Genomic DNA, 23,018 nt, shown 5'->3' with positions numbered 1-23,018 from the left:
TCAATCTCCGTGAGCGGCGAACGGACCGGTCAGGCGCAACACCGCAACCTCCCGCTCCACCCCGCGCACGCTGACCGTCTGGCGGCATCCTGGTGCCGTTCCCGCCAGCACCTCGGCTACCTTCGGATCCTCCGCCAGCGACCCGGACAGCAGCACCTCGCCGGAGCGCGCCAGCCCCTGCAGGCGGGCGGCCAGATTGACCATCGTTCCGAAATAGTCGAGCCGGTCATTCAGCGTCACCGCGATGCAATGCCCGGCGTGTACGCCCATCTTGATGGCGATCCCGTCAGTTCCCTGCTCCCGATTGAACCCGTGGACCGCAGCCTGGGCCGCGATCGCCGCCCGAACCGCGTCGGCGGGTTCCGCGAACGCCGCCATCACCGCGTCGCCGATGGTCTTCACCACCGCGCCGTCGTGGGCGCGGATGGTCCGGGTAAGGAACGCGAAATGCTCGCGAACCAGCCGATACGCCGCCGCGTCGCCGATCCGCTCGTACAGCGCTGTCGATCCCGACAGATCAGTGAACAGCAAGGCGATCTGGGCGATCGCGACCTCGTCGCCAGGGCGCAGCACGTCGCCGGCGAACAGGTCGCGGAACGCCTGCATGGTGGTAACGCGGTGCGCGGTCAGGGCATCCTCGACCCAGCGCCGCGACTCCACCACCACCACCCTAGGCCGCGTATCCCGGTTTTCCAGCGACAAGGTCCCGGCCTCCCCCGCCGACCCGGCCTGGACCCCTGACGCCGTGACGATTGCGGCGGGGGCCCCGTCACCCTCACCGATCGCAACGTCGGCCGCCTCTCCCGGATCCAGCGTGCGGTAGCGCCACGGGCCGGCGGCGAGATCGGCCGGAAGCGAGCGGCTGTCCCCCGGCTCCAGGCGAACCTGGGCCAGCACGTGGGGCGTCGACATCGGCCCGAACAGGCAAAACTCGCCCTCGGTGACCGGCCGGACGCCCGGTGCCGGGTGGAAGCTCAGCTCGACGTTCTGCGCGAAGTCGCGGTCGTAACCGACATTGCAGCTGTCGCAATGCGCCTTGGTCGGCAGTCGGTCCAGGGCGGTCGCCGACATCTGGGCGCCGCGGCACCGCGGGCACAGGATGTCCCAACGCGACTCCAGCATGCCGTCGCGCACTGCCTGCAGGCAGAGTTCGATCGCCGATCGTTCGGCGACCCCCCAGCGGCGTGCCAGCGCGCGCGGCCGCATGCGCTCGACGTCCAGGTCCTGGCCGGCCCGCACCAGATCGGCGAGGCGAGCCGCCAGACCATGCCCGTTGCCGCTGGCCTCGATGGTATCGACCAGCCGGGCCAGCCGCTGCTGCCGGGCCGCATCCAGGGGCGGACGCGACGGCTCGTAGGCGACAGGGCGCTGCCCCGCGAGATGCGCCCGCACACCGTCGATCAGCCGATTGAACCCCTTCTCGGCAGTCGAGAAAAAGCCACCCGCAAGAACCAGCCGACCGATCAGGCCTGAAGGCTCGGCGTCCATCGTGTAGCGGCAGACCGTGCCGCGCGCGGAGGGGCGCAGTTCCGCCGTGGCCGTCAGGGTGGCAAGCGGCCCGCGGGAAAACCGCCGCTCGTGCCGGAACCACCGATCGGTCACCCATTCCACCGGGATATCCTCCCAGGCGAGTTGGAATGGCCCCATGCGCGCCTCGGCGAAGAACCGCACGGAACCGTCGGGTTGCTCCTCGCGGCGCACCGGATGCTTCGGCAGGCCGGACGCCTCGTTGAAGCGGGCCGTGTCGGCCAGCACCGGCCAGACGACCTGCGGGGGATGATCGAACTCCCATTCGACGACATGCGTGGCCATGGCTTCCCTCCGTTGCCGCCGTCTGCCCGCAGACTGCCCGCCGGGGCGCTACCGGTTGTCGCGTCGGGCCGCCTCGTATTCCTCGCCGAGAGGACCGTAGAACGCCGACGAGAATCCCGCCGCCTCGCGGGCCGGCACGTTGAACGGCGGCTTGACCCCGCCGCGGAACCGGGCGCGAACGATATCCTGCCACGTTGATACGGGCTCCAGCCCGCGCTGGATGCACAGATAATCGAACCAGCGCTTGCCGACCGCCACGTGGCCGATCTCGTCGTCGTAGATGACCTGGAAGATGTCGGCCGACCCATCGTCGCCGACCGACCGCAGCTTGCCGATCATCGCCGGGGTCACGTCGAGTCCGCGCGCTTCGAGCACGAGCGGCACCACGGCGTGGCGGGCCAGCGGGTCGTCCATCGTCTGTTCCGCCGCCTGCCACAGCCCGTCATGGGCCGGCAGCGCCCCATAGCGGGACCCCAGCGCGTCCAACCGGTCAGCCAGCAGGAGGAAATGCTTGGACTCCTCGTCGGCCACCCGAACCCAGTCATCGACGTAGGCACGCGGGAAGCCGGCATCCGGGAACCGGGCCACCGCATCCCACGACAGGTCGACGGCGTTCAGTTCGATATGGGCAATCGCGTGCAGCAGCGCGATCCGGCCGGCCGGCGCCGCGGTGATCTTGCGCTTGCGCACGGCGTGCGGTGACAGCAGCGGCGGTTCCGCCGGCCGCGCCGGCCGGTCCGGCAGGTCGACGCGCCTCGGCATGGCAAGGCCGCCGGCCCGCCACGCTGCGGCTACCGCCCGCCCGGCGACGGCCTTGCCGCGCGCATCGGCAGTGCCCAGGACGGTGCGGGCCGCCTCGCCGATATCGCTGCTGGTCATCTCGATCGATTGGATGTGCGGACCATAAGCCCCTAGTGCGTCCGCGCGGCGTTTGCGTCAACCGGAACGGACGTACTCCGCCGCTCTTTCTCCAATGCCCGGCCGGTCCGTGAACGGAACCTTCGGTCACAGCGCCGTGAGCGAAGGAACCGGGCGGCCGCCCGGACACTTTCCTTGTGAAAAACCTGGAGAACACTGTCGTTGGCTGGATCCTCCCGCCAACCGCTCCACCAGATCGGAGGGCGCCTTGGAAAAGCTTGCCGCGATCCTCGCCGTGATGGTCATTGCCGTCACCCCCGCCCAGGCCATCGACGGATGGGTCGTCCGCGATAGCTCGGGCTCCACCGCCGAAACGGCGGACCGCCTGGTCGCCGCCGTCGAGCAGGCCGGCGCCACCGTCTTCGCCAGGGTCGATCATGCCGCCGGCGCCAAGGCGGCGGGCGACGACCTGGATCCCACCGTGCTCGTGATCTTCGGCAACCCCAAGATCGGTACCCCGATCATTAAGGCCGACCGACGGGCGGCCCTCGACCTGCCGTTGCGCGTCCTGATCTGGGAGGAGGACGGGGTCACCCGGATCGGCTACGAGAACCCCAACACCCTGAAGACCCGGTACGGCATCATGGGAGCCGACGAGGCGTTCGCGAAGATGGCCGGCGCGCTCGAAAAGCTGACCACCGCGGCGTCCAAGTAGGCCGATGCCGGGCCATACGTCCCATGCCGATCTGCGGGCGCTGTTCATCAACACCACGCTGACCCGCTCGCCGAAGGTGTCTCACACCGAACGGCTGATGCGCAGATCCATGGCAATCATGCAGGCCAGTGGTGTGCTCACCGATTACCTGCGCGCCGTCGATCATCCGATCGCGTTCGGCATCCAGCCCGACATGCGCAAGGACGGCTGGTCGACCGACGCGTGGCCAGAGCAGTTCTGGCCGAAGGTCCGCGATGCCGACATCCTGGTGTTGGGCACGCCGATCTGGCTTGGCGAGGAATCGTCCGTCTGCCGGGTCATCATCGAGCGGCTGTACGCCCACAGCGCCCAGACCAACGATGCCGGGCAGTACGTGTTCTACGGCAAGGTCGGAGGGTGCGTGGTCACCGGCAACGAGGATGGCATCAAGCACTGTTCGATGACCGTTCTCTACGCTCTGCAGCACATCGGCTACACCATCCCGCCCCAGGCCGACTGCGGCTGGATCGGCGAGGCCGGGCCGGGACCATCCTATGGCGACGACGGCGCCGGGCTCGACAACGAGTTCACGAAACGCAACACCACCTTCATGACCTGGAACCTGATGCACATGGCCCGCCTGCTGAAGGACGCGGGCGGCATTCCGGCGCACGGGAACGTGCCGAAGCAGTGGCAGGACGGTGAGCGGTTCGACCACCCGGACGGATAACCTTCGGGGGTCCGCTAGAACTTCTTCGCCTGGACGCGCACGCCGACGATGGTTTCCTCGCCAAGCGCCCGGCACGCTTCGAGCCGGTGCAGGCCCTCGACCAGGACAAACCGCTTGCCGTCGTGGCGGACCTGGATCGGGGCCTTCTGGCCTTCTTCGAGAATCGCCGCAGCGAGCTGCTCTACCGTCTCCGGGTTCAAGGTCGCCTGCCGCTTGGCGGGTACATAGATCTCGGCGATCGGGATCTTCTCGTCCTTCATGGCGTCAACCCCACCAGCGCTCTCCATCCAGACATCCGGGTACTACCAATCACCAGCTTCCAGCATCGCGGGGCCGGAGTCACGACGCGATCGGCAAACCGGCGGCGCCAGCCGGCTGCCATGCGCGACGCGGCGGGAGTACCCATATGATTCATATCAATGCGGCAACGTGGCCGTAAGGATCGACTGCTTGCCGACGGACCCCCTGCACCAGCAACGGAGGCATCCATGGCGCTCAAGAACCTTCTGGTCCATCTGGACCCCTCGAGATCGTCGCTCAAGCGGGCCGAGACCGCGATCGCGTTGGCGGTGGGCCATGGAGCGCACCTGACGGCGCTCGCCGTCGCGCACGAACCATCGATGCCGTCATACGTCGAGGCCGAAATCCCGGCCGCCGTCTTCTCCCAGATGCGCGCCAACCTGAAGACCGACCTCGCGACCATCGTCGACACGTTCTCCAGCCAGGCAAGCGCCGCCGGCATCGCGTTCGAGACCCGCACCGAGCTGACGCTGAACCCGGTCGACCAGTTGATTGCAAGGCATGCCCGCTACACAGACCTCGTCATCATGGGCCAGGCCGACACCAGCGACCCGCTGACCGGGTCGCCGGAACTGGTCGAGGATGTGCTGCTCGGCAGCGGCCGGCCGGCCCTCATCGTCCCGTACATCGGCGCGCAGCAGCGGCCGGGACGACGCGTGATGGTCGCCTGGGACGCCGGCCGTGAGGCTGCGCGCGCCGTGAACGATGCTCTTCCGGTGCTCGAGGCCGCCGAGCAGGTCGTGGTAGCCATCGTCAACCCGCGCCCCGGCCGGGACGGGCACGGCGAGCAACCCGGCGCGGACATCGCCACGCATCTGGCGCGGCACGGTGTCAAGGTCGAGGTTCAGGTCTACAACAACCGGGACCTGTCGGTCAGCGAGGTCCTGCTGGCACGGATAGCCGACGAGAACGTCGATCTTGTCGTTCTCGGCGCCTACGGGCACACCCGTTTGCGCGAGATGGTGCTCGGTGGCGTGACCCACGACATGCTGCGCACGATGACGGTACCGCTGTTCATGTCCCACTGACTGAGATTCGACCCGCCGGAGGGCTTCCCCCCGGCAGCGGATTTAGGCACTGTCCTGCTCTGCAATCCGAACGGGGCCCCGGCCGAATTACGGTCGTCCCGCCGCCCCGTTTGCCATCAATGCTGCAAGGAGTGGGCGATGAGCACCCGCGCTAACGCTATCGAAGCGGTCGAACGGTATTTCGATGCCGATGAGTTCCGGGCGGAGTTGGCAACCCGCGTGGCGGTGCCAAGTTCGTCGCGCGAGGAAGAGCACAAGCCCGACCTGTTCGCCTATCTGGACGACCTCATGCGGCCGCGCTTCGAGGCAATGGGTTTCGACGTGCACATTCACGCCAATCCCGTTCTGGACCGTGCGCCCTTCCTGGTGGCGCGCCGGATCGAGGATCCCAGCCTGCCGACCCTGTTCTGCTACGGCCACGGCGACACCGTGCCGGGCGAGGAGGGGCGCTGGAAGGACGGCCGCGATCCCTGGACCCTGGACGTCGTGAAGGACGAACGCTGGGGCGAGCGTTGGTACGGACGCGGCACCGCCGACAACAAGGGCCAGCACGCCATCAACATGGAGGCGATGCGCCACGTTCTGGAGACCCGCGGCAAGCTTGGCTACAACGTCACCTTCCTGATCGAGATGGCCGAGGAGATGGGTTCGCCCGGCCTGCGGGAGTTCTGCTTCTCCCAGAAGGAATTGCTGAAGGCCGATCTGCTGATCGCGTCCGACGGGCCGCGCCTGGCCGCCGACAAGCCGGACATGAAGCTCGGCACCCGCGGCTGCCTGAACTTCCGCATGCGGCTGGAGTACCGCGAGGGCGGGCACCACTCCGGCAACTGGGGCGGGCTGTTGGCGAACCCGGCCATCGTGCTGATGCACGCCATCACCTCCATTGTCGGGCCGAAAGGCCAGATCAAGCTGCCGGCCCTGAAGCCGGAGCACATGCCGAACTCGGTGCGGTCCGCGCTTGGCGGGCTCGAAGTCGTTCCGGGACCGGACGACCCGTCGATCGATCCCTGGTGGGGCGAGCCGAACTTCACGGCCGCCGAGAAAGTGTTCGGCTGGAACACTTTCGAGGTCCTGTCGTTCATCAGCGGCGATCCGGACAAGCCGCAGAACGCCGTGCCGCCGTTCGCCGAGGCGATCTGCCAGATCCGTTTCGTGGTCGAAACCGACCCCGACACGTTCCTGCCGGCGATCCGTGCGCATCTGGAGGACAACGGTTTCGACGGCATCGTGGTCGACACCATGCGCCAGTCGATGCTGGGCGCCTCGCGGCTCGACCCGGACCATCCCGCGGTAGGCTGGGCGTCCGCGTCGATCGAGAAGACCCTCGGCGTGAAGCCGGGGGTCATCCCGAACTCCGGCGGGTCGCTGCCCAACGACATCTTCCTCGACATGCTCGGCATGGCGACCCTGTGGGTGCCGCACAGCTACGCCGGCTGCTCGCAGCACGCGCCGAACGAACATGTCCTGGCCCCGCTGATGCGCGACGGTCTGCGGATGATGACCGGGCTGTTCTGGGATCTGGGCGAGGAGTTCCCGCGCGCCTGACGGCACGACAGTGACCATGGCAAGCGGCAGGGTGGACCGGGCGGATCCGCGCAGCGATCCGGACGGCAGGCCACCCGTGCGTGAGTTGGCGTTCGGCGCCGACTGCTATGCGGTCAACCTCCAGATTCAACCACCGGCCGAGACCCGTGCCGACCTGGTGCGGCTGCGCCACGCCATGGCCGGGAGCACCGGACTGGCCATGCAGCACGCGCCGGCGGAAACCCTGCACCTGACGGTATTCTCGATCGTCTATGTCCGGGCCATCTACCCGACGCCACCGGAATCGATCTGGGCAATACTGGAGCGGCCGGTTACCGAAGCGCTGCACCGCGTCGCCGGCCGAACGGCGCCGTTCACGCTGGCCTTTGACCGTACCGGGATGCGCGGCGATGCGGTTATCATAGAAGCCCACCCCAGCCCACCCCTGGAGACGATCCGCGATTCGGTTGAAGCGGCCGTATCCGGGCTCGCGCCGGTGTTCCGGACGACTTCAACTCACGCGACCGTCTCCCGGCTCGATCGGCCGGTCGACACCGCGTGGACGCGGCCGCTCGGGACGTGGCTGGAGCACCCGGTGGTCGAGTGGCCGGTCGACGCGATGCGCCTTGTGCTGGAACGACGCTACCCGGCACTCGACGAGACACCTCTCAGCACGTTTCCGCTTGCCGGATAACGGTCGAACTCGAGCGCTGCCGGGATCGGTGTAGTGTCGATGGTGGCGTTGGCTGGCCCGCCCGACCTGCGTAGCGTGCGGCCGGCCATCCACCTGAGGAGGAACGCATGGATCTGAGGATCTCCGGCAAGCGCGCGCTGATCACCGGGGCAACCACCGGGATCGGGCGGGCGACTGCGCTGGCCCTGACCGCCGAAGGGGTTCAGGTTGCCATCGCCGGCCGAAACGAGGCTCTGCTTGCGGCGCTGCGGGACGAAATCTCCGCATCCGGTGCACCGACCCCGACGGCAATCGCCGCTGACATCACGACCGTCGACGGGACGGACCGGGTGGTCGACGAGGCGCAGCATGCGCTCGGCCGCATCGATATCCTCGTGAACAACGCGGGTGGGTCCCGGCCCCGCCCGGAGTCCGATGCCGGTTCGACGAACGATGCCTGGTGGGACGAAGCTTTCGCCCTCAATTTCTCGGCCGCGCGACGGATCACCGAGGGTCTACTGCCCGGCATGAAAGCCGCCGGCTGGGGCCGCATCGTCACTCTGACCGGTGCGATGACCCAGCGGCGCATCAACGCTGCCTCCCCCGCCAAGGCGGCGCTGTGGAGTTGGTCGCGCAGCCTGTCCGCCGAACTGGCGCCTCACGGCATCACCGTCAACTGCATCGCGCCGGGCCGGATCAACACTCCGCAGATCACCGGTCGGCTGTTCCCCACCGAGGAGGCCCGCCGCGCCGAGATCAGCCAGAGCATCCCGATGGGCCGGTTCGGTGAACCGGAAGAACTGGCGGCGCTGGTGGCGTTCCTGGCATCCGAGGCCGCCGGCTACATCACCGGTGCCCAGGTCCCGGTAGACGGCGGCATGATCCGCATGGCCATGCCGTAGGCCGGAATACACAATGAAAACATGCAATTGATTTGCGTAATCTCACCCCGGCATGACCGTCGGCGTGGATTTGACGTTGCCGACCCATGGCGCCCGAAGTATACAATCTACGATAGTCATCCTCTGGATTGCGACATGTCAGCCAGTATCACCCCGCTCCGTCACGTCGAACCTGTTCGAAAGAGTCTTCTGAGGATGGGGTCCGCTGGACAGCGGTTGCAGGCGGGACTGGCGACCTGGTTCGACCTGCTGCATAAACGGTCGCCTGAAGACCGTGCTGCCTGTATCCTGTCCTTTCCGGAGATCGTCGGCGAGCGCAGTGTCGTGTTCGAGCGAAGCGAGCATGGTGTGCTGGCCGATCCGATCTTCGTAGGGGATGAGCTGACGCGGATGCACGAAGGTATCGCGGCGGAAACGGTCCGTGAGGTGAGTCTGGCGACGCCAATCGCCTTCACCCATGAATGGGGCCAGGACAGCGCCGTGAACTCGCTGGTGCTTCCGTTCGGCCGTCCCCATCAGATGGTGGTGATACTGTTCGATTGGTGAGGGCGATGTCGTTGCGTGTCTACTCGGGTCAGGCAGAAGTGACCCGGGTGCGTTTCATGGGCACCGACGGCTTCGTGGTCGGAACCGACACGCCGTTGATCCGCCTGTACAACGCCTGGGAAAATCGCCGTCGCCGCCACCTCCTGCCGGAGCAAGAGGTCTTGCTGACCGACACGATGTTGGGCCAGGTGATCGGCTACATGCACCTCGTCGACGTTCGCGCCGATGACCCTGACCGGTTCGTATTCGAGAGCTACGGCTTCCGCGCCAGGGTGGCCAAGGCGGCGAACTTCACCGGCCGCCGCCTCGCCGAGATTCCCAGTCCGGGGTACCGGTCCTTCGTCCGGGATTCCTACGCGATGGTGAAGGCCTCAGGCACCGCTGTTCTGTCGCGCATCGCCACCACCCATCTGGACTACACCGGCACCTACCATCGGCTGGTGTACCCGCTGACCGACAATGGTCGCGACGTCACGCATCTCGCAGTGGCGGTCTGTCATCCGAACTAGATCGTCCTCGAACTGGGCGACGATCTGGTCGAGATCGATGTGGATGACGAACACCCGCGCATCGGCGCGGGTTGGCGGGAAGTATCCCTCGACGACAGCGTGCGACTCCGGAAAGCCGTAGGCCTGGGCTGAAAGCCCCGAGTCGTGGATGCCCTCGAACACCAGGCCGCAGTGCCGGTCGACGCTCCAGTTGATGATCGACAGCGCGCGGACCAGCCGCGGCAGTATCCACGACAAGCCGTCCTTGCGCCGCCGCGGATGGACCCACAGCCCGCCGGCGTGACCGACCCGGCCGGTGTACCGGCCAAGCGGTACGTCCGGCAGCAGTTCCGGTCGGTCGCCCTCTCCGGGGCTGGAGTACCACACCCGGCCGGTCGCCAGTTCATTGGCAACGAAGTCATCGGTCCGGAACAGCCGGTCGGCAATGCATGCCGCCACCCCGACCTCGTCATTGAGCTGCAGCCAGAACGCTTCGTTTGCCCTCAGGTCACTGTGAGCGGGATCGAAGGTCGGGTTCACGATTCCGATCTTCGGTGCCGAACGCAGCAGGGCCGCCCAGCCGCTCAGGTCGAAGTTGAGCGACAACCGGTAACCCGATCGCTGCAGCAAGCCGATCGACTCCGTCATGTACCGCTGAGCAAGTTCCAGATGACTGGCCATGGCCGGTCTCCCCACAAGGTTTTGTACTATCGTATATAATACACCACCTGATGTAGGGTTTCCGGCCTTCTCGCACCCTATGGTCGGGCAGGCGGAAAACGCGCGTCTCCGGACGGCTGACGGGCCACGCCCGCCGTTGTCGGATTTTCAGAATGCTGCGACTCGGAACGCGATGCCGATTCAGGGCCGGAAACGACGAAGGCCGGGCACACGGCCCGGCCTTCGATCACGCGCGTTGCGGCAACCGGTCAGGTGCCGTCAGGCCCCTTGCCGGTTCGGGTCATCCCAACCCGGGCAGCCAACGCCGCCTCCAGGAACGCATCGATGTCACCGTCGAGCACCGCCGACGGATTGCCCGACTCCTCGTTGGTCCTCAGGTCCTTCACCATCTGGTACGGCTGCAGGACATAGGACCGGATCTGGTGGCCCCACCCGATGTCCGACTTGGTGGCCTCGGTGGCGTTGGCCTCTTCCTCGCGCCGCTTCAGCTCGGCCTCGTAGAGCCTGGCTTTGAGCATCTCCATCGCGGTCGCCCGGTTGCGGTGCTGCGATCGGTCGGCCTGGCACTGCACCACGATGCCGCTTGGGATGTGGGTGATCCGGATCGCGGAATCGGTCCGGTTGACGTGCTGGCCACCGGCGCCGGAAGCGCGATAGGTGTCGACCTTCAGGTCCTTGTCCTCGACCACGATGTCGATCGAATCGTCGATCACCGGATAGACCCAGGCGCTCGAGAAGCTGGTGTGGCGGCGCGCTTGGCTGTCGTACGGCGATATCCGCACCAGCCGGTGAACGCCGCTCTCGATCTTCAGCCAACCGTAGGCGTTGTGGCCGCTGATCTTGACGGTTGCGGATTTCAGGCCGGCTTCTTCGCCCTGGCTCTCTTCCAGCCACTCGACCTTGAACCCGCGCCGTTCCGCCCAGCGGGTGTACATCCGCAACAGCATTTCCGCCCAGTCCTGGGCTTCGGTGCCGCCGGCACCGGCGTGGACCTCAAGGTAGCAATCGTTGGCATCGGCCTCGCCCGACAGCAGACTCTCGATCTGCATCGACTCAGCCTTCACCCGGATCGCTTCGAGTTCCTTCTCGGCATCGACAACCGTGGCGTCGTCGCCCTCGGTCTCGCCGAGCTCGATCAGCATCAGCGCGTCCTCAAGCCCCTGGCTCAGCTGCTTGACCTCGCCAAGCTGCCTCTCCAGGCGCGTGCGCTCCTGCATCAGTTTCTGCGCGCGATCGGGATCATCCCAGAGCGCCTGGTCCTGGGTCAGCGCATCCAGTTCGGACAGGCGGGTCGTCGAGACATCCCAGTCAAAGATGCCTCCTCAGCAGCTCGATCGACTGCTTGATCTCTTCGGCGGTTGCGGTGATTTCCGCGCGCATGGCGTTCTCCGAGACGCAGGGTGGTCGGGCGTCCGGACGACTTAATAGAGCCCCGACCCGCCGGTCGCAACAGGCGGTCGCGGTCCGCTTGTCGCCGACGGTGCGGCATCAGTGTCGCCGGACGGCACACCGCCGTCGAGGACGGTCCGCACGCTGCCCGGTTCGGTACCCGGCTTGAACGCTTCGAGCATCGCGCCACGGGCGCCCGGCGAGGCCCGAACGCCGGTATCGTGGTCGATCCAGACCAGTCGAACACCCGGCGGTATCCGGAAATCGACGACCGGGGTGCCGTCCAGCGCCTCGCCCATGAAATCCTTGAAGATCGGGGCGGCAACGCTCGATCCGGTATCGCGGGCACCAAGCGTGCGCGGCTGATCGAAGCCGACGAACACCCCGACCGCCAGGTTCGGCGAGAACCCGATGAACCAGGTGTCGAAATTCTCGTTGGTGGTGCCGGTCTTGCCCGCCAGCGGCCGGCCGAGCTCGGCGATCCGCCGGCCCGTTCCGCGCAGCACCACGCCCTCCAGCATCGACACGATCTGATACGCCGATGCCGGATCGACCAGCTGCGCGCGCGTGTCCGGGATCGCCGGCGGCGACCCCCCGTTCCACGAGGACGGGTTGCAGCCTTCACACGGCCGCGTGTCGTGGCGCCACAGCGTTTTTCCGTGTCGGTCCACGATGCGGTCGATCAGGCTCGGCTCGATTCGCTTGCCGCCGTTCACCAGCATGCCGTAGGCCGCGGTCATCTGCAGCAAGGTGGTCTCGCCGGCCCCCAGCGAATAGGACAGGTGCGGCTTCATGCCTTCGACCACTCCGAAACGCTCGGCATACTCGACGACCTTCTCCATCCCGATGGTCTGCGCCAACCGCACGGTCATCAGGTTGCGGGACTGCTCGATACCGATCCGCATCGGCGTCGGTCCGTAGAACTTGTTGGTGTAGTTCGACGGCTTCCACTTTCCGAGACCGACACCCTGGTCGATCACGAAGGGTGCATCCAGGATCTGGGTCGTTGGTGAGTACCCCTCGTCCAGGGCCGCCAGGTAAACGAAGGGCTTGAACGACGAGCCGGGCTGCCGCCTGGCTTGGACCGCCCGGTTGAACTCGCTCATCTTGGGATCATAGCCACCGCTCATCGCCAGGACCCGACCGGTGTGCGGGTCGAGCGCAACGATCGCCCCGCCGACATCCGGGATCTGGCGCAACGCGTAGGTACCGTCCGGATACGCCTCGCCATCCTCGCCGGCGGCCACCGGCTCGACCGGAATCACGTCGCCGGGTTTCAGGACCTCGTCGACCGACTTCGGCTGCCCGCCGAACCGCTGGTCCTCCAACCATGCGCGTGCCCATTTCACCTCGGCGTACGGGATGGTCCCCAGCGCGCCATCGGCGAAGCCGATCCGGGCGTCCTTGGCGTTCGACTGCAACACAACGGCAAGGCGCCAGCTTCCGAGCCCCTTCGGCGGCTCGATCGCCGCCAGGGCATCGCCCCAGCCGGCGACGACCGGTACCGTCGCGACCGGTCCGCGCCAGCCGTGGCGCCGGTCGTAGTCCTCGAGTCCGCGCCGCAGCACCTTGTCGGCAATCACCTGCAGGCGGGAGTCGATGCTGGTCCGGACCGACAGGCCACCTTCGTACAACGGACCCTCGCCGTACTGCCGCAGCAGGTGTCGGCGGACCTCTTCGGCAAAGTAGTCAGCCGAGGCAACATCGCTCGCCGAGGTGGCGCGCGTTACCAGCGGCTCGCCAAGTGCTGCGTCGCCTTCGGCCTGTGAGATGAAGCCGTTGCGGCGCATCTGGGAAATCACGTAGTTGCGCCGTTCGACGGCCGCCTGGTGGCGCCGGATCGGATGATAGTTGTTCGGTGCCTTGGGCAGGGCTGCAAGGTACGCGGCCTCGCCGACAGTCAGCGCCGACAGCGGCTTGTCGAAGTAGTTCAACGCCGCAGCGGCCACTCCGTAGGAGCCGAAGCCCAGATAGATCTCGTTAAGATACAGTTCGAGGATCCGGTCCTTGCTCAGCGAGCGCTCGATGCGGAAGGCCAGGATCGCTTCCTTGGCCTTGCGCTCGACCGAGACCTCGTTCGTCAGCAGGAAGTTTTTCGCAACCTGCTGGGTGATCGTCGACGCTCCGACCGGCCGGCGCCCCGCGCCGTAGTTCTTCACGTTGATGACGATGGCCGACAACAGGCTGACGAAGTCGACGCCGGGGTGTTCGTAGAAGTTCTTGTCCTCGGCGGCCAGGAAAGCCTTGATGACCCGCTTGGGAATCGCCTCGATCGGGACGAAGACCCGCTCGTTCCGGGCATACTCGGCCAGCAGCCGCCCGTCGCCTGCATGCACGCGAGTCACCACCGGCGGCTCGTAGTCCGCAAGGTAGTCGTAGTCCGGCAAGCCGCGTCCGAAGTGATAGAAGCCGTACAGTACGGCGCCGGCGCCCGCGATCGCCATGATGAAGATCGTTGCCAGAAGTCCGAGAAGCCACCGCATTCTGCGTCAGTCCTTAGCCCGTTCGCGCTTCCCCGCTTGCCTCCCGCCCGTCGGGAAACCTAGCAGATCGCCGCCTGATGCGCAGCGTTATCGTCGAAATGTGACGCGGCTGTGGTTGATCCGGGAGTTCAGCGGTAAGCGGACTGGACGCCCTGGAAGTAGCTGTCGATCGCCCGGGCGAGCCCCTCGGCGAGACGATTCCGGAAAGCCGGGTCCTCCAGGTTCTTGTGGTCGGTCGGATTGGACAGGAACCCAAGTTCGACCAGCACCGACGGCACGTCCGGAGCCTTCAGGACAGCGAAGCCGGCAAACCGGTGCGAGCGGTTCAGAAGCGGGGTGACCTTCGCCATCTCCTCGACAACGTGCGCCGCCATCCGCGCCGACAGGTTCTTGGTCCGCCGCTGGGCGAGATCGATCAGGATATCGGTTACCTCGGGCGCCTGGTCCGACAGGTCGAGGCCGGCAATGATGTCGACCTTGTTCTCTTCCGCGGCCAGGGCCGCCGCCTCCTGGTCCGAGGCGGTTTCGGACAGGGTGTAGACGGACAGGCCGCGCAGCGACTTGTCGTCGATTGAGTCGGCGTGCAGCGACATGAACAGGTCCGCGCCGGCCCGGCGCGCGATGGCGATCCGGTCGCGCAGACCGACGAAGGCATCGCGATCCCGGGTCATGACCACTTTGTAGCGGCCGGTCTGCTCGAGCCTCTGGGCCAGCGTCCTGGCCGCCGCCAGCACGATTTCCTTCTCGTGATGCTTGTGGCCGAGGGCGCCCGGGTCGACGCCGCCATGCCCCGGGTCGATCACGATGACCCGCCGCAAATCGCCTGCCGGTGCCGGAACCGGTGTCGGCGCCTCGAGGGATGGGGCCCGGAGCGCCACGCGCTTGGCCACCGAATCGTTCGATGCGGCGATGAAGGTGTCCCGATCGGTCGGAGCCAGATCGATCACCAGACGGTGTCCGTTGCTGCCGGACGGCGGCAGCACGAACGCGGCCTTGACGATCATCGGCGCGCTGGCGTCGATCACCACCCGCGACGTGCCGGGCTCGAACAACCCGTAGCGCCAGCCGGTGACGGCTCCGACCCGCCGTGACCGACCGTCATCCGGCAGGTTGAAGTTCAATTGCGGAAGGTCAACGACAATGCGGTAGGGGTCCGGTAGCAGGAAGACCAGAAAGTCGGCGCGATCGCTGAGGTCAAGGACGAAGCGGACCTTGTCCGGGTGCTGGCCGACCCGCAAGTCGGTCACGTCCGTCGCCGCTCGCACGGGTCCGCCAACCGCCAGCACGGCGACCCCTACTGCAATCGCGAACATCATCATGATCCGGCAGATCGCAGCCACCCGCCCGCTCCTCCATCACAAACCTCTGCGAGATTGCCGGATGAACCGTCGCAACGCAACAAAAAGAGTTCAATTTCATCAAATTAGGCGATAGAGTTTCGAGTGCACATGAACAGCTTCGATGTTGCGTTGTCCCTTCTAAACGCTGCGGCGCCTGCCGCAGGCGCGAAAGAAACCATTGTTTGCATGGACACGGAACAGTATGGTGCCTCTGTTCTGGCAGGCTGTCAGATCCGGGAGTTTCCTGGGACTGAACCGAGCCGTGGAACAACCGACAGATCTTTTCGAACACCAGTTGAACGGCCTATCCGTTCGACCGGCGCAGGGCCAAATCACGTGAGACCTGCTTCTTTTCCGACCGGAACGGCGACGGTTACCACCCCGTCGCCCGCACCGATGCCGACGAGCCTGATCGACACCGATCTTGGCGCGCGGCGTGGTGCGCGTTGTCCGGCCCGGACCCGGCATGACGCCGGAAGACCTTCAACCCAATGCACCGCGCCCGCGGCCGCGCGCTCACGCGCCGCTGCGATCGTCCGCTTTCAGCGGTGGCGCGCGACGGAGATCAGCCTCAATGACCAAACGTATGCTCATCGACTCCACCCACCCGGAGGAAACCCGGGTTGTGGTGGTCGACGGCAACCGTCTCGAAGACTTCGACTTCGAGACCGCTACCAAGAAGCAGCTCAAGGGTAACATCTACCTCGCCCGGATCACCCGGGTAGAGCCGTCGCTGCAGGCTGCCTTCGTCGAGTACGGCGGCAACCGTCATGGCTTCCTGGCGTTCTCGGAAATCCACCCGGACTACTATCGTATTCCGATCGAGGATCGCGAAGCCCTGCTCCGCGAGGAGCGCGCGCGCGCCTCTGAGGAGATGGAGGACGACAACGACGAGCCCGAGGTGTCCGAGGAGCCTGCGGCTTCCGACACCGACGAGAGCGCGTCCGGCGCCGAAGGCGACGCCGCAGAGACCCAGGCCCGCCCGGAGACGGTCGGCGGCGACCCCGTCGAGGACGTGCGCCGTAAGCGCAAGACCGTCAACCGCCGCTACAAGATCCAGGAAGTGGTCGCCCGCCGGCAGATCATGCTGGTGCAGGTCGTCAAGGAAGAGCGCGGCAACAAGGGTGCCGCCCTCACCACCTACCTGTCGCTGGCCGGTCGTTACTGCGTGCTGATGCCGAACACCGCGCGCGGCGGCGGCGTCAGCCGCAAGATCACCCACGCCGGCGACCGCAAGCGGCTCAAGCAAATCGTCGAAGGCCTGGACGTTCCGGACGGCATGGCGGTGATCGTTCGCACCGCCGGCAGCGAGCGCACCAAGACCGAGATCAAGCGCGACTACGAGTACCTGCTGCGCCTGTGGGACGACATCCGCGAGACCACGCTGAAGTCCAGTGCGCCGTGCCTGATCTATGAAGAAGCCAACCTGATCAAGCGCTCGATCCGTGATCTCTACGCCCGCGACATCGACGAAGTGCAGGTCGAAGGCGAGGAAGGCTACCGGATCGCCAAGGACTTCATGAAGGCGCTGGTGCCGAGCCATGCCAAGCGCGTGCAGCCGTACCGCGACCCCCACACCCCGCTGCTGCATCGCTATCAGGTCGAAAGCCAGCTGGACGCCATCCACAGCCCATCGGTCGAGCTGAAATCGGGCGGCTACATCGTCCTGAACCAGACCGAGGCGCTGGTCGCGATCGACGTCAACTCGGGCCGCGCTACCAGTGAGCGCAACATCGAGGAGACAGCGCTCAAGACCAATCTCGAGGCCGCCGACGAGGTGGCTCGCCAGCTGCGCCTGCGCGACCTCGCCGGGCTGATCGTGATCGACTTCATCGATATGGAGGAGTCACGCAACCAGCATGCGGTCGAGCGCCGCATGAAGGAGGCGATGAAATCCGATAGGGCGCGCATCCAGATCGGCCGGATCAGCCATTTCGGCCTGATGGAGCTGTCCCGGCAGCGGCTGCGACCGTCCCTGTTCGAGGCGAGCACCCAGGTATGCCCGCACTGCAAGGGCACCGGCCACATCCGCTCGGTCGAGTCGGCTGCGCTGCACGCCCTGCGGGTCATCGAAGAAGAGGGCATGCGCAATCGCTCGGCGGAGATCGTCGTCTACATCCCCGCCAGCATCGCGCTCTACATCCTCAATCACAAACGCGCCCGACTGGCCGAGATCGAGCAGCGCTACGGCTGCCAGGTCTTGCTGGAGCAGGACGAAAGCCTGATCCCGCCTGATCACCGGATCGAGCGTCCGCGGCCGAAGACCGCCGAAGAGCGCGCCGCCTTCCAGAACGCCGTGGCATCCGTGCCGGTGGTCGTCGAGGACGAGGACGACATCGTCGACGAGACCGACGACAGCGACGAGAACGAGGATCAGCCGACCCAGGGCAAGCGCAGCAGCGCCCCAGAACAGGCGTCCGACGACGAGCGCGGCACGCGACGGCCCCGGCGTCGGCGACGCGGTGGGCGTCGGCGGAGCGGCGAAGGATCGGACGATCGTCCGGCCGCTGAGACGGCGGCACCGGAGAGTGACTCCGGGGAAGCCGACGCGGTCAGCCAGCCGGCCGCCGAGAACGAGGAGCGGTCGGGCGAGTCCGAGGAAGACGAGGCCACCCGCAAGCGGCGCCGGCGCGGCCGGCGTGGCGGTCGGCGGCGGGCCCGTCGCAGCGACGAGGACGCCTCCGTCCAGGCCGGCGGCGAGACCGGCGATACCGAACAGGCTGCCGAGAGCGCGGGCTCGACCGAAGAGACCGTGCCGGCCGAGGTTCCAGTGGCGCCGGTTGCCGATACCGTGGATGCGACGCCATCCTTGGATGTCCCCGAGACCGTCCAGCCGGAGAATGCTGCGGCTGTGCCGTCGACCGACGCTCCAGAGCCGGAGACCGTCGACGCCGCCGCCGCTTCGGCCGCACCGATCGATGTCGTGGCCGAAGAGCCGGTGAAGAAGGCCAAGCCACGGTCTCGCGCCAAGGCGAAGCCCGCGGCAAAGGCCGCAGACAAGGCTGACGAGACTGCCGAGAAGCCCAAGCGTGCGCCGCGCCGTCGCAAGAAGGCCGAGCCCGCCGAAGATGTGGCGGCTGTGGCGGAAGCCCCGGTCGAGGCAACTCCCGCCGCCGACCCTGTGGACCACGCCATCACCGGCGAGACCGGTCAAGACCAGACGGTCGCGCAGGACGTCGAAGCACCCGCCGCTTCTGCTCCGGTGCCGGCGAACGAGCCAATCGCCGCAGCCTCGCTGATCGAGGTCAAGACGATCGACGCGCCTGTCGAGAAGCCGAAGAAGGGCTGGTGGCGCCGCTGATCCGCGGTCTCCATCCCTGATCTGTCGAACCCCGGCCGGCACCCGCTGACCGGGGTTCTTCTTTGGTGGGGAGTGAACGGTGGTTAGCGCAGCCAGCCGGCGATCCGGCGGCAGGCTTCCGCCATGGTATCGGTCGCTCCGGCGAACGAGAACCGGACCGTGGCGTGCCCGCGCGACGGGTCGAAGTCCACACCCGGGGTGCAGGCCACACCGGTCTCGGCCAGCAACCGCCGGCAGAACTCGACGCTGTCGTTGGTGTGCGCCGCCACATTCGCATAGACGTAGAATGCGCCATCGGCCGGCGCCAGATCGTCCAACCCCGCCTTCGGCAACTCGTTCAGCAGCACGTCCCGGTTGGCGGCGTACCGCCGCAGGTTGGCCTGCAACTCCTCTTCGCACTCGAATGCCGCCACCGCCGCGATCTGCGACAGGGTCGGCGGCGAGATGAAGAAGTTCTGCGCCAGGCATTCGACCGACCGCAACAGGTCCTGCGGCACGACCATCCAGCCGATCCGCCAGCCGGTCATCGAAAAATACTTCGAGAAGCTGTTGATGACGATCGCGTTCGGGTCGGTCTCAAGGGCGGTCACCGGCCGGATTCCGTACCCGATGCCGTGGTAGATCTCGTCGGAGATCAGCCTGACGCCTCGGCTTCGGCACCACTCCGCCAGCTGCCGCATCGCCGGGCCATCGAGCATCGTGCCCGTCGGGTTCGACGGGCTGGCCACGATGACGCCGTCGATCGGGCCCGCCGCCTCCAGCCGCTCCACCGTCGGCTGGTAACGATCTGCATGTTCCGTCGGCAGGTCCACGGCCTCGATGTTCAACGCCTGCAGAATGTTGCGGTAGGCAGGGTATCCCGGCGACGCCAGGGCAACCCGCGCGCCAGCGTCGAAGGCCGACAGGAACGCCAGTTGAAAACCGGCTGACGATCCGGTGGTGACGGCGATCCGGTCGGCCGGAACCGCCACCCCGTACAGATCGTGGTAGTGACGGGCGATCCGTTCGCGCAACGCCGGGATGCCAAGGGCGACCGTGTAGCCGATGCGATCGGACTCCAAGGCTCGCCGCGCCGCATCCAGGACGCCCTTCGGCGCAGGCGTCGACGGCTGCCCGACCTCAAGATGCAGGACCTCCTGTCCGGCGGCTTCTCGGGCTGCGGCGGCCGACATCACGTCCATCACGATGAACGGAGAGACCTGCCCGCGCCTTGAGGGGCGCAGGCCGCGCGGCGCGCTACCGGTCATTTCCCGCGCTCGAAGAAGCCCAGGCCACGGGATCGCGGATCAACTGCCGCCTCGCAGCGCAACTCGCGCCTCGGGATGCCCTCGACGCAGCGGAAGCCATTGACCCGGCCGATTTGCGGTTGTTCGGACAGGCGGTAGCCGATGCCCTCCAGCGCGCGACGCTGCTCGTCCGGCACGCCCAGTTCAACCACCATGGTGTCTCCGCCACCGGCATAGTGCGCGCGTGGAGCCGCAACCACCGCATCCAGATGCTCCTGGAGTTCCCAGTGATCCAGCGCGGTTTCCAGCAGCGCCGACAACGCCGGACGGCCGCCCGACGACGCCATTGCCAGATGAAGCTGCGAGGCATTGGTATTGCCGACCATCAGCGCCGCCGCACCCGGTCCGCCATCCGTTGCAGCGACCGGTTGGCCAAGCAGGAACCCGAAGCCCGGCGCCACCTTGCCGGTGCCGAACGGCGCCCCGAGGCCGATGGCGCATCCGACCGACATGCCGGACCGGTCGACTGCATAGAACCCGGTGGCCCCGGAGACCTCCGCGCCCCGCTCGCCCAGCGTCCCGGCCAGCCGGGATCGCGGTGCCGACAGCCCGCGGCGTGCCGGATCGTATCCCGCCATGGCATCCTCGGCCGCGTCGGCGCTGAGAGCGCGGGCCCCGCCAACGGCCGCCACGCTCGCCCGGCTCATGGCCTCGGCCAGCAGGTGGCGGCGCGTCGCGACGCTGCCGTCGCCCCAGTCCGCGCCCTTGAGCACCGAGGCCAGTGCAATCTCCGACAACGCCGTGTCGGTCAGGTCCTGGCCCGCAACGGCCCACGAGTGGTTGTCGTGCTCCAGCCCCTGGACGGTGGACCACCGCGGCAAGGCGTCGCGCAGCCGGTCGATGTCGACGGCATAACCGGCGTGGCCGGCGGCCGCGATGAAGTCCTTGGCCATCGGCCCGGAATACAGCGCCCCGACCCCGTCGCCACGCAGCCGGCCGAAGGTCGCCGACAGATCGAGCTGGACCAGCATGTCCTGCTGGTTCAGCGGCCGACCGTTCGGCAGGAACACCCGCGCCGTCTCGGGATCGGCGCGCAGGATGCCCCCGTCGGCGGCCAGGTCTTGGGCGAACGCCCGGCTCACCGGCTCTCCGAACCGTGCCAGCCGCTCCGCCGCGATCAGCAGTTCCTCGAACTTGGTCCGGCCGTAACGGGCGTTCAGCGCGAACATCGCGCGCGGTCCGGAAGGCAGCGACACCGTCGGTCCCTGTGCCGACGCGGGGGCCGGGTAAAACTCCAGGCGCTCGAAGCGCGGCCCCTCGACCGGGTCGAACACCAGGCAGGACCCGGTGGCGCCGAGACCGCCGGAGGACGGCAGGGTCGCCGCCAGCGCGAAATAGGTGATCACCGCGGCATCGGCGGCCGATCCGCCATTGACCAGGACGTCGCGCGCCAGCAGGGCGGCGCGGGGCTCCTCCACTGCGACGGCACCGAAAAATCCTTCCGGAACGTCGATCGTGTCGCGGGCGCAGGCGGCAAGCCCGAACACGGTGATTGCCGCGGCAGCCATGCTGATGACACGATTTCGCACGAGCGTGCGATAGTTGCCGGCCCGGGTTTTCGGGAGGACGAGCCAGCGGTAAGGTGCCACGGCAAAAAGGCGGGCAGTTATGGACATGCGCAAAACCGGTCGGTGGATCTCTTGTGTCGCGCTGACGGCATTGATGACCTTGTCGAACGTAGGGTTGTCCTTCGCCCAAGGCCGCAGCCTCATCCGCGACGCGGAGATCGAAGCTACCATCCGTGATTTCTCGACGCCACTGTTCCAGGCGGCCGGATTGGTCCCCGAGGCCATCGACATCTACATCATCAAGGACGACAGCCTGAACGCGTTCGTCGCGGGCGGCCAGAATCTGTTCATCCACACCGGCCTGCTGATGCGCACCAAGGATCCTCTGGAGCTGATCGGGGTGATCGCCCACGAAACCGGCCACATCTCCGGCGGCCATCTCGCACGGACCTCCGATGCCATCAGTTCGGCGTCGACGGCGGCGCTGGTTGCCACGATCCTGGGGCTCGGCGCGGCCTTGGCCGCGGGCAACGCCGGCGCCGGCGCGGCCATCGCGCTCGGCGGCAGCAGCGTCGCGGAACGTTCGTTCCTGGAGTACAGCCGGACCCAGGAATCGTCCGCGGACCAGGCCGGGCTCACATTCCTTGAGCAGACCGGCCAGTCGGCGAAGGGGCTGACCGAGTTCCTGCGGGTCTTGTCGGGACAGGAACTGCTGTCGCCCTCGCGGCGCGACCCGTATCTCAACACGCACCCGCTCACCCGCGACCGGATCGCGACGGTCGAGGCGCATGTGGAGCGGTCCCAGTTCCGCGACACGCCCGCCACCAAGGACCAGTTGGACCGGCACGCCCGCATGGTGGCCAAGCTGTTCGCGTTCATCAAACCGCCGGCCCAGACGTTCCGGAAGTATCCGGAGACCGACAACAGCCTGCCGGCACGCTACGCCCGCGCCATCGCCTATTACGAGATCCCCGACCTGCCGAAGGCGCTTGAACTGGTGCGCGCCCTGAACAAGGACTACCCAGACGATCCGTTCTTCCACGAACTGGAGGGGCAGATCCTGTTCGAGAACGGCCGCCCGGTCGAGGCATTGCCCTCATACGAGACGGCACACCGGCTTGCCCCGCACAGCGGGCAGATCGAGGTGCTTCTGGCACGCAACCTGCTGGCGATGAACGATGCGGCATCGGACGAGCAGGCACTGGCCCACATGGAATCGGCGATCCGGACCGAGGACGACTGGTCGTCAGCCTGGCGCGAACTTGCCATTGCCTACGGACGGGTCGGCCGGCTTGGCGACAGCGCCCTGGCACTCGCCGAAGAGGCCATCCGCGAGCGCCGTTGGCGCGACGCGGAAGGGCAAGCCAAGCGGGCCCAGGCGCAGTTGCCCAAGGGCTCGGCCGCCACGTTGCGCGCCCTCGACATCGAAGAACTGGCCAAGCGCGAGTACGAGAAGAAGAAAAACGGCTGATCGC

18 protein-coding genes are annotated in these 23,018 nt (G+C 67.1%); 9 read left to right on the top strand and 9 right to left on the bottom strand.

Annotated features, from left to right (window positions below):
* Nucleotides 1-1,812 (bottom strand): adenylate/guanylate cyclase domain-containing protein, encoded by a 1,812-nt coding sequence (locus tag RIC54_RS08770; RefSeq protein ID WP_350086963.1) that lies wholly within the window; start codon nucleotides 1,810-1,812, stop codon nucleotides 1-3.
* Between the two features lie 48 nt (nucleotides 1,813-1,860).
* Nucleotides 1,861-2,691 (bottom strand): ferritin-like domain-containing protein, encoded by an 831-nt coding sequence (locus RIC54_RS08765; RefSeq protein ID WP_350086960.1) that lies wholly within the window; start codon nucleotides 2,689-2,691, stop codon nucleotides 1,861-1,863.
* A 247-nt stretch (nucleotides 2,692-2,938) separates the two neighbouring features.
* On the opposite strand from RIC54_RS08765, the gene RIC54_RS08760 reads away from it, so the two are divergent.
* Together RIC54_RS08760 and RIC54_RS08755 are read left to right on the top strand one after the other, a co-directional pair.
* Nucleotides 2,939-3,385, top strand: coding sequence for a DUF302 domain-containing protein (locus tag RIC54_RS08760; protein WP_350086957.1), 447 nt, complete (start codon nucleotides 2,939-2,941; stop codon nucleotides 3,383-3,385).
* Between the two features lie 4 nt (nucleotides 3,386-3,389).
* A complete protein-coding gene (locus RIC54_RS08755) occupies nucleotides 3,390-4,094 on the top strand; it encodes a flavodoxin family protein (RefSeq protein ID WP_350086954.1) in 705 nt (234 codons plus the stop codon).
* A 14-nt stretch (nucleotides 4,095-4,108) separates the two neighbouring features.
* On the opposite strand, the gene RIC54_RS08750 is transcribed toward RIC54_RS08755, so the two are convergent.
* Nucleotides 4,109-4,381, bottom strand: coding sequence for a ParB N-terminal domain-containing protein (locus tag RIC54_RS08750; RefSeq protein WP_350086951.1), 273 nt, complete (start codon nucleotides 4,379-4,381; stop codon nucleotides 4,109-4,111).
* Between the two features lie 201 nt (nucleotides 4,382-4,582).
* Between RIC54_RS08750 and RIC54_RS08745 the strand changes: the two genes are divergently transcribed.
* From RIC54_RS08745 to RIC54_RS08725, 5 genes are all read left to right on the top strand, one after another.
* Entirely contained in the window at nucleotides 4,583-5,422 is an 840-nt protein-coding gene (locus RIC54_RS08745; RefSeq protein WP_350086948.1) for a universal stress protein, read from the top strand.
* A 138-nt stretch (nucleotides 5,423-5,560) separates the two neighbouring features.
* Nucleotides 5,561-6,967 carry a M20 family metallopeptidase gene (locus tag RIC54_RS08740; protein ID WP_350086945.1) on the top strand — a complete coding sequence of 469 codons (1,407 nt, stop codon included), beginning with the start codon at nucleotides 5,561-5,563 and terminating at the stop codon, nucleotides 6,965-6,967.
* Nucleotides 6,968-6,983: 16 nt separating this feature from the next.
* Nucleotides 6,984-7,640: a 2'-5' RNA ligase family protein gene (locus tag RIC54_RS08735; RefSeq protein WP_350086942.1), complete on the top strand. Its 657-nt coding sequence runs from the start codon at nucleotides 6,984-6,986 to the stop codon at nucleotides 7,638-7,640.
* Nucleotides 7,641-7,747: 107 nt separating this feature from the next.
* Nucleotides 7,748-8,521 carry an SDR family NAD(P)-dependent oxidoreductase gene (locus tag RIC54_RS08730; RefSeq protein WP_350086939.1) on the top strand — a complete coding sequence of 258 codons (774 nt, stop codon included), beginning with the start codon at nucleotides 7,748-7,750 and terminating at the stop codon, nucleotides 8,519-8,521.
* 216 nt (nucleotides 8,522-8,737) lie between these two features.
* Nucleotides 8,738-9,067, top strand: coding sequence for a hypothetical protein (locus RIC54_RS08725; protein WP_350086936.1), 330 nt, complete (start codon nucleotides 8,738-8,740; stop codon nucleotides 9,065-9,067).
* 371 nt (nucleotides 9,068-9,438) lie between these two features.
* Here the strand turns inward: RIC54_RS08725 and RIC54_RS08720 are convergent, their stop codons facing one another.
* From RIC54_RS08720 to RIC54_RS08705, 4 genes are all read right to left on the bottom strand, one after another.
* On the bottom strand, nucleotides 9,439-10,236 hold the full coding sequence (locus tag RIC54_RS08720) for a hypothetical protein (RefSeq protein ID WP_350086933.1): 798 nt from the start codon (nucleotides 10,234-10,236) through the stop codon (nucleotides 9,439-9,441).
* Between the two features lie 248 nt (nucleotides 10,237-10,484).
* Nucleotides 10,485-11,616 (bottom strand): peptide chain release factor 2 gene (gene prfB, locus RIC54_RS08715; RefSeq protein WP_350086930.1). Its coding sequence is split into 2 segments (ribosomal slippage): nucleotides 10,485-11,546 and nucleotides 11,548-11,616, totalling 1,131 coding nucleotides; the frame shifts between segments, so codons are not numbered across the junction.
* A gap of 41 nt (nucleotides 11,617-11,657) precedes the next feature.
* Nucleotides 11,658-14,108 (bottom strand): penicillin-binding protein 1A, encoded by a 2,451-nt coding sequence (locus tag RIC54_RS08710; RefSeq protein ID WP_350086927.1) that lies wholly within the window; start codon nucleotides 14,106-14,108, stop codon nucleotides 11,658-11,660.
* A gap of 128 nt (nucleotides 14,109-14,236) precedes the next feature.
* Nucleotides 14,237-15,448, bottom strand: coding sequence for an N-acetylmuramoyl-L-alanine amidase (locus RIC54_RS08705; RefSeq protein WP_350086924.1), 1,212 nt, complete (start codon nucleotides 15,446-15,448; stop codon nucleotides 14,237-14,239).
* 574 nt (nucleotides 15,449-16,022) lie between these two features.
* Between RIC54_RS08705 and RIC54_RS08700 the strand changes: the two genes are divergently transcribed.
* Nucleotides 16,023-18,749: a ribonuclease E/G gene (locus tag RIC54_RS08700; RefSeq protein ID WP_350086921.1), complete on the top strand. Its 2,727-nt coding sequence runs from the start codon at nucleotides 16,023-16,025 to the stop codon at nucleotides 18,747-18,749.
* Between the two features lie 83 nt (nucleotides 18,750-18,832).
* On the opposite strand, the gene RIC54_RS08695 is transcribed toward RIC54_RS08700, so the two are convergent.
* Nucleotides 18,833-19,996, bottom strand: coding sequence for a pyridoxal phosphate-dependent aminotransferase (locus tag RIC54_RS08695; RefSeq protein ID WP_350086918.1), 1,164 nt, complete (start codon nucleotides 19,994-19,996; stop codon nucleotides 18,833-18,835).
* A complete protein-coding gene (locus RIC54_RS08690) occupies nucleotides 19,993-21,543 on the bottom strand; it encodes a gamma-glutamyltransferase (RefSeq protein WP_350086915.1) in 1,551 nt (516 codons plus the stop codon). The genes RIC54_RS08695 and RIC54_RS08690 overlap by 4 nt, the downstream gene beginning before the upstream one ends.
* 154 nt (nucleotides 21,544-21,697) lie before the next feature.
* Between RIC54_RS08690 and RIC54_RS08685 the strand changes: the two genes are divergently transcribed.
* Nucleotides 21,698-23,014 carry a M48 family metalloprotease gene (locus RIC54_RS08685; protein ID WP_350086912.1) on the top strand — a complete coding sequence of 439 codons (1,317 nt, stop codon included), beginning with the start codon at nucleotides 21,698-21,700 and terminating at the stop codon, nucleotides 23,012-23,014.
* Nucleotides 23,015-23,018 lie beyond the last annotated feature (4 nt).

Origin of the sequence: Thalassobaculum sp., from assembly GCF_040219215.1 — a bacterium.
GTDB lineage: Bacteria > Pseudomonadota > Alphaproteobacteria > Thalassobaculales > Thalassobaculaceae > Thalassobaculum_A.
This window is presented reverse-complemented; position numbering and strand designations above follow the sequence as displayed.